A 12,336-nucleotide genomic window follows, 5' to 3' on the forward strand; every position below is an offset into this window, starting at 1 on the left:
AGTTCCTCCCGGGATCAGTCGGTGTCGGCGAGCTCGGCGAGCCCGCGCCAGATCTCCGCGGTGACACGGACCGCCTCGTCCACGTCTCCGGCCTCACAGGCGTTGAGGAGCCGGTCGTGCAGGCCGGCCGAACGGCAGTTGCCGCCCTCACTGAAGCGTCGTCGCTCCAGACGGCGGATGAGCGGTGTGTAGCGGGCGGCGGTGGCGGCGGCGGCGCGATTGCCGCTGACTCGGACGAGGACGTCGTGCAACTGATCGTCGGCGCGCAGAGCGGACTCCACATCACCTGCGCGGACCGCCTCCGCGAACCGCACGTTGGCCGCGCGCATCGCCTCGACGTCCGCGGCGAACAGCCGGGGCACGGCGGCCCGCGTGGCCAGCTCGTGCATGGCCCCGACCACGGCCGCCGCGTCCCGCACGTCGGCGGCCACGACCGGCGTCACCTTCGTGTAGCTCTGCGGCTTGCTCTCCAGCAGCCCTTCGTCGACGAGCCGTGCGAACGCCTCACGCACCGGCGCCCGGGACAGCCCGAGCCGCTCGGCGAGCTCGGCGTCGCGCACCACCGCACCGGGTTCGATCTCCCCGGCGACGATGGCGTCCCGGATCGCTTCGTACGCGCGATCCCTGAGCAGGGTCCGGGGGACGGGTCGTATCGCATCCACAACTGAAATGTTAGATGTCAGACCGGTCGGCACACAAGGGTGCGCTCGGTAGCGCACACAGCGATGTGGCCCGCACCGAAGTACGGGCCACACACCGCTCGTCCCGCTTTGCGTCGCCTCGCCTCAGACGACCCACGGCCAGTCCGCGTCGCGCGCGCCTTCCAGCAGCGGAATCATCCGGAAGGCCGCGTCGGAGAGCCCCCCGAAAGTGTGCCGGTTGCCCGACCCGGACGGGCCGTGGCCCGCCCGGTACCCGGCGAGGTTCCAGGTGTAGACCGGTACGTCGGCCGGTACCTGCTCGGTCGGGTCGCCGTGCACACTGTGGCCGTACTGCTCGTCCGTGACGATCACCACCCGGTCGTGCCCGCGGTAGTGGCGCCGGACCGCCTCGGTCGTGTCGGTGCCGCCCAGGTCGCCGAAGCGGTCCAGGATTCTCAGCACCGACTCGCCCTCGCGGAACGACACGCGCTTGCTCGACGTACCGAACTCGACCAGATCCGCGCCCGCCGCCCGCAGCGCGAGCGCCGAGCCGAAGATCGCCGCCGCGTCGGCCCGGGTGAGCTCCGAACGGTCGGACAGCCGGGAGAAGAACATCGAGCCCGAGCGGTCGACGAGGACGAGCGTCCGCCCGTCCAGAGCCGGCACATTGGCCAGCGAGTGTCCGAGCGCCTGCTCCAGCGGATACGACCAGCGCAGCGAGGGCGCGTGCCGGTACGCGGCGAGGTACCGGAAGGGGAACTGCCGCGAGCGCGCGACCTCGGCCTGGTCGCTGATCCTGGCGGCGACCCACGCCGCGACCTCGTCGCTCACTCCCGCCCCGTCGAAGTTTCGCAGGTTGCGCACCAGCGCCATCGCCCCCATGGACGGGATGACCGCCTCCCAGGCCGCCTTGTCCATCGGGCCCTGCAGCCAGCCTGCCAGCGCCTCCCAGGTCATGCCCGCGTCCGCGAGCCGCCCCGCGCCGCCCGCGCCGGTCACGACCTTGCGCCGCTTGGCCGGCCGCAGCGCCATCAGGTCACGGTGTGCGGTGAGCACGGGCAGCGACTTGGGGACGATGGCCGTGTCCGGGTTGTGGCGCCGGTCCAGCGCGTACTGGAACAGCTCGCCCTGCCACGGCTTGTCCGGGTCCGGCGCCGCGTGCACCAGATTGAGGATGTCGCCGAAGCGGTAGCCCTTGGACGCGGTGTCGTACTTCAGCAGCGACTTGCCGCTGTAGAGCCGCCGTACGGCATCGGCGATGCCGCGCTTGACGGGCTTGGGAATATTGCGGCCGTACCGGGAGGTCCAGTAGGCGAGCAGTTCGCCGGGCTCGTCTGGGCGCCGCAGTACGGAGTCGATGACCTGACGGTTGGTAGGACCGTCGGTGGCGTTCGCGTCGAGCCGCGCCTTCACGTACTCGGCGGCGCCCACGATGGCGGCCGTACGCAGGTTGCCCTCGCCGCGCAGCCAGCCGAGCAGGCCGGCCGTCCACGCCGGGTCGGTGACAGCGAGCCGGCGGACGAGCGCGGTGAACCGGTCGTCGCGGTCCTCGCCACTCTCGTAGAAGGTCTTCTGCGCCACGAAGTTGGCGATCGACAGCAGGAACAGTTCCGAGCGCTCGTCCCGCTCACGCCCGCGGCCACCCTGGTGGGTACGGAGCACCCGCCCCGTCGAGGTGACCCGCGAGGTGGGCCGCGCCTTGGCGGCCTTGGTGTTGAATCGCGCCATGATGAATTCCCCCCATTCGCCAGCACTTCGTGCGTGGAACGGATTTTTTGGAGGGAGGCGCGGCAAAAGGAGGGTGCCCGAGGTCGAGATCGGCGACGGTCGCTTATAAACTGGCGCGTCTTCCGTTCCGCCACACCGACCTGAGGTCGATGACGGGATTTGAATCCGCATGAGGAGCTATCCCCACCAGTTCCCGAAGTATCCGCTGCCTTCGCACCGGGCACCCACCATTTGCCGCGCCTCCCCGAGATCGAATCGCGCACCGGGAGGTGCCTGAATTTCTGGGTGTCCAGAGATCGAAGCCGGCGGAACCGACGTAGGTGCTCTAACCCCTGAGCTACACCGGCGCGTTGTACCGGTGACGGGACTCGAACCCGCGGCCGCCCCATTATGAGTGGAAGTAGGTCCTGCCTTCGCACCTGGACGTTCATCACTCTAGGAGGCTTACCGCGGGCCGAGCGACCCAATTAATTATCCGCGCTTCTGCCGCTTCCAGGGCCCCGTGATCGCCAGCATGATCCCCGGCGTCTGGATGTTGGCGTACAGCGTCTTCCCGTCCGGCGAAAAGGTCACGCCGGTGAACTCGCTGTATTCGGGCGCTTCTTCGGTACCGGCGTTGAGTTCGTTGCGGGCGATCGGGTACGTACGTCCGCTGTCCGTCGCGCCGAACAGGTGCTGGACGCCCTCGCCGTCCTCGGCGATGACCAGGCCGCCGTACGGGGAGACGGTGATGTTGTCGGGGCCGTCGAAGGCGCCGTCGGCCGACGGGTCGGGGTTCACACCCAGCAGGACCTTGAGGGTGAGCGTGCGGCGCTTGGGGTCGTAGAACCAGACCTGGCCGTCGTGCTGGACGGGACTCTCGGCGCGGGCGTACGAGGAGACGATGTAGGTGCCGCCGTCGCCCCACCACATGCCTTCGAGCTTGCGGGCCCGGGTGATCTCCCCGGCGCCGAACTGCTTGCGCACGTCGACGGTCTTGGCGTCGCGGTCGGGTACGTCGACCCAGTCGACGCCGTACACCGTGCCGATCTTCGTTGCGCGCGAGAGGTCGTCGACGAACTTGCCGGCGGAGTCGAAGCACTTGGGCGCCTGGAGGGTGCCCGCGGTGTCGGAGAGGGTGCGGAAGTTGCCGTGGCCGTGGTGGCACTGCTGGGGCGGAGTCCAGCGGTAGAGAAGGCCGTTGGGGGACGCGGCGTCCTCGGTGAGGTAGGCGTCGCCACGCTTGGGGTCGATGACGACGGCCTCGTGGTTGTAACGCCCGAAGAACTTCAGGGGCTTGGGGTTCCGGTTGGCGCGCTTGTCGGAGGGGTCGACCTCGAAGACGTACCCGTGGTCCTTGGTCATGCCGTTGACGCCGGCGCGGTCGGAGTTCTCCTCGCAGGTGAGCCAGGTGCCCCAAGGGGTGCTGCCGCCCGCGCAGTTGGTGGAGGTGCCGGCGATGCCCACCCACTCGGCGACATGGCCGCCAGGACGCACCTCGACGACCGTGCAGCCGCCGGACGCGGCGGGGTCGTAGACGAGGCCCTCGGTGAGCGGCACCGGGTACTTCCAGTCGGCGCGCGGGCCCTTCAGCTCGTGGTTGTTGACGAGGAGCGTGGTACCGCGCGGGCCCGCGAAGGCGGCCGTGCCGTCATGGTTGGAGGGGGTGATCTCACCGGACTCCAGCGTGGTCTTCCCGCTGTACGTGATCACGCGATAGGAGAATCCGGCGGGCAGCGCCAGCAGACCCTTGGGGTCGGGCAGGAGCGGCCCGTAGCCGACTCCGTGATGCCTGTCCGCCGATTCCCCGGCCGTGCTCTCCGTGGCCGCGAGGGCCCCCGGCGCGGTGGCGAGGGCGCCGACACTGCCGGCCAGCGCGACCCCGGCCGAGGTGATCGCGGACTGTCTGCCGAAGTCCCTGCGGGTGAGCGACATGATGTCTCCTGTAACGGTGGACGTCCCGTGACCGCCACCGTCCCGCCCCAGTCTGAACAGGGCCTGAACGGAGGGCGACTTCACAGCCCCCGCTTCCATAAGGCCCCCCAGAGGCAGCTGCCCCGAAGGGGCACTGCCGAGGGGCGCGGGGAACTGCGCGACCAGCCACAACGCACCCGCAGCCGGAGACCGGCCCACACCACCCCCGGTAGGCAGCTGCCCCGAAGGGGCACTGCCGAAGGGGCGCGGGGAACTGCGCGACAAGCCACGACGCACCCGCAGTCGGCGTCGGCCCGCACCACCCCCCACACCTTCCGCCCCGCTCAACCCCCTTGCTGCGACCGCGCCTTGAACGCCGCCTTCCGCGCCTCCTTGGCAACCCGCTTGTCCGGATGCAACCTCCCCATCGCCTCCAGCACGTCCGGCGTAGCCGGATGGTCCACCCGCCAGGCCGTCTCGAAGAAGCCACCGTGCTGCTGGGCGAGTCCCTCGACCAGCCCGATCAGCTCCGCCGAGTTGCCCTCGGCCGCGAGCTGCGCGGCCACCGTGTCGATGGTCAGCCAGAAGACCATCGCCTCGGACGGCGCCGGCACGTCCGGCGCGCCCTGCTCGCTGAGCCAGACCCGGGCGAGGCCGCCCAGTTCGGCGTCGTCGAGGACCTCGCGCAGCGCGGGTTCGGCCCCGGCGCCGACGAGGGACAGCGCCTGCTGGCAGCGCAGCCGCCGCAGCGGCGCACCGGCGTCGCCGCCCCGCGCCGCCGAGAGCAACTCCCGTGCCGCGGCGAGAGGTTCGCGGCGCGTCAGCCACTGTTCGGTCTCGGCCCGCGCGGCCGTCTCGGGGAAGGCCGCCGTGCCGTCGAGCAGCGCGTCCGCGCCCTTGTCGGCGAGGTCGCCGACGGCGGGCGCCTCGAAGCCGGCCTCCAGCAGCCGGGCGCGTACGCCGTACAGGCCGAGCGGGGTCAGCCGCACCATGCCGTAGCGGGACACGTCGGTGTCGTCGCCCGTCGGCGTACCCTCGGCGGAGTCGTCGATGTCCGCCATGAGCGCCTCGTCGACGGGCTGGTAGGCGACGAGCCCGATGGGTTCGAGCAGCCTGAACTGGTCGTCGAGGCGCATCATCATGTCCGAGACCTGCTCCAGGACGTCGTTGGTCGGCTCCCCCATGTCGCTCGGTACGACCATCGACGCGGCCAGCGCCGGCAACGGCACCGGCCCGTCGGCAGGCCCGGCCTCGCTGACGCTCAGCAGGTACAGGTTGGCGAGCACACCGTCGAGGAAGTCGGCCTCCGCCTCGGGGTCCCAGTCCAGCTGGGAGAAGTCGACCTCCGCGCTCTCGTCCATGCCGCCGACGAGATCGTCGAGGTCGGGCACGCTCGCGTCGGCCAGGACCGTCTCCAGCGCCCCGAGCCACACCGCGAGCACCTCGTGCGGCGACCCGGAGGTGAGCAGCGCCAGATCCTCGCCGACGGTGACGGTGCCCTCTTCCTCGTCGACGACCTCCACGAGCCCGGCGTCCACGGCGACCCGCCACGCCTCACCGGCGTCCGCGAGCGCGTCCTCGACGCCCGCCCCAGCCGTAGCTTCGCCCTCGGCTTCACCCTCGATCAGGCCCAGAGCCCGTGCCGCCGCGGCCAGTTGCTCCTGGACCAGTTCGCCGCCGGCCCCGACCCTGGTGTCCGGTCCGGCCCAGCGGGCGAGCCGGGCGGCGCGGGACACCAGCGGGGCGGCGAGCGCGTCCCGCGCCAGTTCCGCTTCGGAGTGCAGTCGCACCGGCGGCAGGGGGGAGCTGTCTGACATCGGCTGTTTTCTCCTCAGGCGCCCGAATGGCCGTACGACCGGCATCCGGATGTGCCCGGAGTCCGACGACGGCGTCTGACGACCGTACGACGTTGTGTTGAGGGCCGTACGACTCAGCCGCTCAGCCTAGACGGATTTGGCACCATGCCGCCCGGTTCATGAACCTGTCAGAGCTGGCACATGGCTGAAACCTTGACAAGTGGCGTGACCAGGCAGGAGATTGACGCGCGTAGAAGTCGAGGGGAAGCCGGTCCACCGCATCGCCTTGTCTTCCGCCAGGTTCTATCGTGTTCACTGTTCTCCCAAGCCGGGCGTTCACTGCCGAACGCCCGGTACCGAGCCTTCGGTGCGAAGCTTTTCGCACCGGGAGTTCACCCGATGTCTACGCGCGTCGCCAGCCGCCCTGCAGCTCGCGTTCCCCCCACGGCACCACCCTTAGCACCTTCGTCCCGGCACCCATGTTTGTCCCCGGAGGGATCCCGTTGCCGAGCAAGTCTTCCGCGCGCCTCGGCGCGCTCACTGTCGCCGCCGTCTGTTCCACGCTCGCCACCCTGGTGGTGCTGCCGTCGACCGCTCACGCCGACACGGTGCGTATTCATGACATCCAGGGCACCACGCGCCTGTCGCCGCTCGCGGGCCAGAAGGTCACGGACGTGGCGGGAATCGTCACCGGTGTCCGTACCTATGGTTCGTCGCGCGGGTTCTGGATCCAGGACACGGCCCCGGACGCCGACCCGGCCACCAGTGAGGGCGTCTTCGTCTTCACCAGCTCCAAGCCGACCGTCGCGGTCGGCGACTCGGTCACCGTGACCGGCACGGTCTCGGAGTACGTGCCGGGCGGCGCCTCGTCCGGCAACCAGACGGTGACGGAGATCGTCAAGCCGACGGTCACCGTCGTCTCCAGCGGCAACGCGGTCCCGGCCCCGGTCGTCGTCGACGCCCGGTCCGTACCGGCCGCCTACAGCCCGGCCGGCGACACCGCCGCGAGCGGTTCGGTGAACGCGCTGACGCTGCAGCCCAAGAAGTACGCCCTGGACTACTACGAGTCCCTCGAGGGCATGAACGTCCAGGTCAAGGACGCCCGCGTGGTCACCGCCACCGACCCGTACACCGAGCTGTGGGTCACGGTGAAGCCGTGGGAGAACCCCAACTGGCGGGGCGGCACGGTGTACGGCGCGTACACCTCGCAGAACACCGGCCGGCTCCAGATCCAGTCCCTGGGCGCGGTCGCCGACTTCCCGACCGCGAACGTCGGCGACAGCCTCAAGGGCGCCACGACCGGCCCGCTGGACTACAACCAGTTCGGTGGCTACACGCTCGTCGCGGGCGAGCTCGGCACCCTCAAGCAGGGCGGCCTGAAGCGCGAGACGACCCGCAAGCAGTCGCGTAACGAGCTCGCGGTGGCGACGTACAACGTCGAGAACCTCGACCCGTCGGACAGCACCTTCGCCGCGCACGCCGCCGCGATCGTGAACAACCTGCAGTCGCCCGACATCCTGTCCCTGGAGGAGATCCAGGACAACAACGGTGCGACGAGCGACGGTACGGTCGCCGCCGACCAGACGGTCAAGAAGCTGATCGACGCGATCGTGGCGGCGGGCGGCCCGGCGTACGAGTCGCGCTCCATCGACCCGGTCAACCTCGCGGACGGCGGCGAGCCCGGCGGCAACATCCGTCAGGTGTTCCTGTTCAACCCGGCGCGGGTCTCCTTCACCGACCGGCCGGGCGGCGACGCCACGACCGCCGTCGGTGTCACCAAGGACCACGGCAAGGCGGCCCTGACCCTCTCGCCGGGCCGAATAGACCCGACGAACGTGGCCTGGACGAACAGCCGCAAGCCGCTCGCGGGCGAGTTCGTCTTCCGCGGCAAGACCGTCATCCTGATCGCCAACCACTTCGCTTCGAAGGGCGGCGACCAGGGTCTCACCTCGCAGTTCCAGCCGCCGGCGCGCAGCTCGGAGACCCAGCGTCACCTCCAGGCGACCGCGGTGAACACGTTCGTCAAGGACATCCTCAAGGTCCAGAAGAACGCGGACGTGATCACGCTCGGCGACATCAACGACTTCGAGTTCTCCGACACCGCGAAGCTGCTCGAGGACGACGGCGCGCTGTGGTCGGCGATCAAGTCGCTGCCGAAGAGCGAGCGTTACACCTACGACTACCAGGGCAACAGCCAGGTCCTGGACCAGATCCTGGTCAGCCCGTCGATCAGCCGCGGCTGTGACTTCGACTACGACTCCGTGCACATCAACTCGGAGTTCAACGACCAGATCAGCGACCACGACCCGCAGGTGCTGCGCTTCCAGCCGTAACTCCGGAACTCCCGGAACTCCCTCTGGAGAGGCTGGATCAGGGCTGGATCAGGGCTGGTTGAACACACCGTTCAGCCAGCCCTGCCAGGCTGTCTCGCACTCCTTGATGTCGGCGCCCGGCGTGAAGTCGTGCAGGGAGATGCCGACCGGGTAGCCCCAGTGGTTGCGCCCGAAGAAGCGAGTGAGCCCCCGGTCGGTGCGCAGCCCGATGAAGTAGGCGTTGCGGAAGTCGACCACGGCCTCGAACTCGTCGGGCCCCTGGACAGTCACCCGCGAACCGACCGGCACGTCCTCCCCGACCCCGAGCGCCCGCCCGACGGCGGCGAGGGCGTCGGCTGCCTTGGACGCCTCGGGCCCGTCGAAGGTGGCGAACGCGGCAGGCCGGGGCGCGAAGTGGGTCAGGTACTCGCGCAGGGTGTGCAGATAGAAGTCGGTGTGCCGGGCGGCGCCGTCGTACTGGTTGTCCCAGTCGTCCACGAAGATGCCACTGTGCACGTACCGCACCCAGGCCCGGCGGCCGTCGTCACGCGGCTCGACCGTGTAGTCGAGCTGGTTGAGGGTCTGCTCGGAGATGCCGTCGACGTTCTCGACGCGATTGGTGTAGCGGTGCGGCGGGTCCCAGGCGATGACCTTGGACCCGAAGGGCCCCCTGCCGCCGACCCGCGGCTCCGGCGGCTCCATCGGCCACAGATATCCTCCGGTCCCCGTGGTGAACGCCTCCCACACCTCCTCCGGACTGGCGTCGACCTCGAACTCACGAGCGATCTCGAATTCCCTGGAAACTTCTTCGGACATGGCGCTCACTCCTGATTCTCCGCAGTGCCTGTGATCTCTACGATCTTGTCGATATCCACGGTGCCGGCGACGTCAACGCTGTCCGCCGTACCGGAAGTCGGCTCACCGGCCTCACCAGCCTCGCCGACCGGAGGTTTGACCGTCGGATGCACCGCCACGACGATCCGGTGGTCGCGCCCGCCCTCGACGCCGGGCGAGTCGTACTTGCGCACCAGCGCGCTGACACCGGCCGTCAACTCGTCGATGAACGCGGCCCGGTCGCCGGCGGAGGCGAACCGCACCTCACCGTCGAGCGCATAGGTGGCGAGCCGCTTACGGGCCCGGGCGGCCCCGGTGACCAGTGTGCCTACGTCCCGCACCAGCCGCGCCCCGACCGCCAGCAGCCAGCGCGCGGAGAGCTGGTCCCGGAACCGGTCGGGATCGGGCTGTACGGCGGCCAGGGCGAGCGGCGAGATGACGTACGACGCGGCGGTCGCCCGCATCAGCCGTTCGTTGACATTGCCCTTGCGGCGCTCCCCGGCCAGCTCGACCAGCCCGTGCCGCTCCAACGCCTTGAGGTGGTAGTTCACCTTCTGCCGGGGCAGTCCCACCTTGCCGGCCAGCATGGCGGCCGACGCGGGCCCGGCGGCCAGCTCGGCGAGCAGCCGGCCCCGTATGGGGTCCAGCGAGACGGCGGCGGCCGCCGGGTCCTCGATCACGGTGACGTCCAGCATGGCTCCACCGTGCCACCGAAAACTTTTTTTGTCCAGGGGAGAAAATTCTTCGGCGAGGATCGTAATGATGAAGCGTTACTTACACACACCCGGTACAAGAATTAAGTAGAGCTTCACGAATGCCTCGCCGAGACTACTGCCATGACGACACCACCCACGCCGCCCCCTCCCCCCTTCGGCCGCGCCCTGTGCGCGATGGTCACCCCCTTCACCGCAGAGGGGGCCCTGGACCTCGACGGTGCGCAGCGGCTCGCCGACCGACTGGTGGCCGGGGGCTGCGACGGCCTCGTCCTCTCCGGTACGACGGGCGAGTCCCCGACCACGACGGACGCGGAGAAGTCCGCTCTGGTACGGGCGGTCCGGGAGGCGGTCGAAGGGCGGGCGTCAGTCGTCGCCGGCGTCGGCACCGCGGACACCCTGCACTCCGTGGAACTGGCACGGGCGGCCGAAAAGGCGGGCGCGGACGGCCTGTTGGCGGTCGCTCCCTACTACAGCAGGCCCCCGCAGGACGCCATCGAGGCCCACTTCCAGGACCTGGCGGACGCCACCGCCCTGCCCCTGATGCTGTACGACATCCCGGGCCGCACCGGTGTCCGCATCGACCCCGCGACGATGATCCGCCTCGCCGCCCACCCGAGGATCGTCGCCGTCAAGGACTGCGCGTACGACCTGATGGGCACTCAGAAGGTGCTGTCCCGGACCGACTTGGCGATCCACACGGGCTGCGACGAGTACGTACTGGCGCTGTACGCGCTGGGGGGCGCCGGATACGTCAGCACCGTGGCGAATGTGATCCCCCGTCACTTCCGGTCGATCATCGACGCGTTCGACGCGGGCCGGACCACCGAGGCCGCCCGCCTCCAGCAACAGGCGCTGCCGCTAATCGAGTTGATGATGGCGTCCGGCCTGCCCGGCGCGGTAACGGCCAAGGCCCTGCTCAGCGGGCTGGGCCTGCCCTCGGGTCCGGTACGGGCCCCGCTGAGGTCGGCAGGCCGAGAGGCGACGGACGCCTTGCTGGCGGCGTACGAGGACGTACGGGACATGCCGTAGGGCGCGGCGACCGAACGGAAAGGGACCCGTACCGCGCACACGAAGGCGGCGGTACGGGCCCTGGCCCCGGCCCCTGAAGGCCGACAGCAGGAAGTGCTCCAGCACGTCCTCCATCGGATCTACGAGTACGGGTAGGGGTACGGGGGTCCGTCAGTTGTGGCTGTGCAGGACGTCGTTCAGACCGCCCCAGACAGCGTTGTTCGGGCGGGCCTCGACCTTGCCCGTGACGGAGTTGCGGCGGTAGAGGATGTTGGAGGCGCCGGAGAGTTCGCGGGCCTTGACGATCTGCCCGTCGGGCATGGTGACGAGGGTGCCGGCGGTGACGTACAGCCCGGCCTCGACCACGCACTCGTCACCGAGGGCGATCCCGACGCCGGCCTCGGCGCCGACCAGGCAACGCTCGCCGATGGTGATACGGACCTGGCCGCCACCGGACAGCGTGCCCATCGTCGAGGCACCGCCGCCGATGTCGGAACCGTCGCCGACCACGACACCGGCGGAGATACGGCCTTCGACCATCGACGTACCGAGCGTGCCGGCGTTGAAGTTGACGAAGCCCTCGTGCATGACGGTCGTGCCCTCGGCGAGGTGCGCACCGAGGCGCACCCGGTCGGCGTCGGCGATGCGGACGCCCTTGGGGGCCACGTAGTCGGTCATGCGGGGGAACTTGTCGACGGACGTGACCTGGAGGTACAGGCCCTCGGCGCGCGCGTTGAGCCGCACCTTCTCGACGTCGTCCACGGCGACCGGGCCGAGCGAGGTCCAGGCGACGTTGGCGAGGTGGGCGAAAATGCCGTCCAGGCTCTGCCCGTGGGGCTGCACGAGCCGGTGCGAGAGCAGGTGGAGGCGGAGATAGACGTCGTGCGTGTCGAGGGGCTTGTCGTCGAGGGAGGCGATGACCGTACGGACCGCGACCACCTCGACGCCCCTGCGCGCGTCCGGCCCGACCGCTTTCGCCGCCCCTTCGCCGAGCGCCTCGACGGCCTGCTCGACGGACAGCCGCTCGGTACCGGCGGGGCCGGGCTCGGCGGACAGCTCGGGGGCGGGGAACCAGGTGTCGAGAACGGTGCCGTCGGCGGCAAGCGTGGCAAGCCCGGCGGCCACGGCGCCGGTGGTGCGGGAAGCAGTCGTGTCGGTCATGGAGAAAACCTAACGTGAGCCGCCCCACCCGGGCGAACCACTAGAAGCACATCTCAAGGACCGGGCAACGAAACCCGAGCAGTTCAAGGAAGCCCGGTAATCGAGGCGAGCCGGGCGGCAGGGAAGCAGTTCAAGGCCCCCTTGCAATCGGGCCGAGACGGGCGGGTGGGCGGGGAAGCAGTTTCAACGGCACCCAGCAAACGAACCGAGTCGGGCGGGCGGGCGGGAAAAGGCAGTTCGAGGGCAC

At 69.9% G+C, this 12,336-nt stretch carries 9 protein-coding genes; 2 read left to right on the top strand and 7 right to left on the bottom strand.

Translation table 11 applies throughout. From position 1 onward, the window contains the following. Positions 1 to 14 precede the first annotated feature (14 nt). The 4 genes from OG241_RS13420 to OG241_RS13435 form a co-directional block, all read right to left on the bottom strand. Positions 15 to 662, bottom strand: a complete 648-nt coding sequence (locus OG241_RS13420) for a GntR family transcriptional regulator (RefSeq protein WP_405815522.1) — start codon at positions 660 to 662, stop codon at positions 15 to 17. A gap of 123 nt (positions 663 to 785) precedes the next feature. Further along, positions 786 to 2,369 (bottom strand): TROVE domain-containing protein, encoded by a 1,584-nt coding sequence (locus tag OG241_RS13425; RefSeq protein ID WP_405815523.1) that lies wholly within the window; start codon positions 2,367 to 2,369, stop codon positions 786 to 788. A gap of 471 nt (positions 2,370 to 2,840) precedes the next feature. After that, complete coding sequence (locus OG241_RS13430) at positions 2,841 to 4,283, bottom strand: alkaline phosphatase PhoX (RefSeq protein WP_405815524.1); 1,443 nt, start codon at positions 4,281 to 4,283, stop codon at positions 2,841 to 2,843. A gap of 323 nt (positions 4,284 to 4,606) precedes the next feature. Next, a complete protein-coding gene (locus OG241_RS13435) occupies positions 4,607 to 6,079 on the bottom strand; it encodes a hypothetical protein (protein WP_405815525.1) in 1,473 nt (490 codons plus the stop codon). A 482-nt stretch (positions 6,080 to 6,561) separates the two neighbouring features. Here OG241_RS13435 and OG241_RS13440 point away from each other — a divergent pair, with 482 nt between their 5' ends. Further along, a complete protein-coding gene (locus OG241_RS13440; RefSeq protein WP_405815526.1) occupies positions 6,562 to 8,391 on the top strand; it encodes an endonuclease/exonuclease/phosphatase family protein in 1,830 nt (609 codons plus the stop codon). Between the two features lie 48 nt (positions 8,392 to 8,439). Here OG241_RS13440 and OG241_RS13445 read toward each other — a convergent pair whose 3' ends face one another. Beyond that, positions 8,440 to 9,186, bottom strand: a complete 747-nt coding sequence (locus tag OG241_RS13445; RefSeq protein WP_405815527.1) for an SRPBCC domain-containing protein — start codon at positions 9,184 to 9,186, stop codon at positions 8,440 to 8,442. Between the two features lie 5 nt (positions 9,187 to 9,191). Beyond that, the gene (locus OG241_RS13450; RefSeq protein ID WP_405815528.1) at positions 9,192 to 9,899 is read right to left on the bottom strand and encodes an ArsR/SmtB family transcription factor; all 708 of its coding nucleotides are present in this window, start codon (positions 9,897 to 9,899) and stop codon (positions 9,192 to 9,194) included. 141 nt (positions 9,900 to 10,040) lie between these two features. Between OG241_RS13450 and dapA the strand changes: the two genes are divergently transcribed. Next, a complete protein-coding gene (dapA, locus tag OG241_RS13455; RefSeq protein WP_405815529.1) occupies positions 10,041 to 10,949 on the top strand; it encodes a 4-hydroxy-tetrahydrodipicolinate synthase in 909 nt (302 codons plus the stop codon). 150 nt (positions 10,950 to 11,099) lie between these two features. On the opposite strand, the gene dapD is transcribed toward dapA, so the two are convergent. After that, the gene (dapD, locus tag OG241_RS13460) at positions 11,100 to 12,089 is read right to left on the bottom strand and encodes a 2,3,4,5-tetrahydropyridine-2,6-dicarboxylate N-succinyltransferase (RefSeq protein WP_405815530.1); all 990 of its coding nucleotides are present in this window, start codon (positions 12,087 to 12,089) and stop codon (positions 11,100 to 11,102) included. Between the last annotated feature and the right edge of the window lie 247 nt (positions 12,090 to 12,336).

The organism is Streptomyces sp. NBC_01390 (assembly GCF_045040105.1).
Classification (GTDB): domain Bacteria; phylum Actinomycetota; class Actinomycetes; order Streptomycetales; family Streptomycetaceae; genus Streptomyces.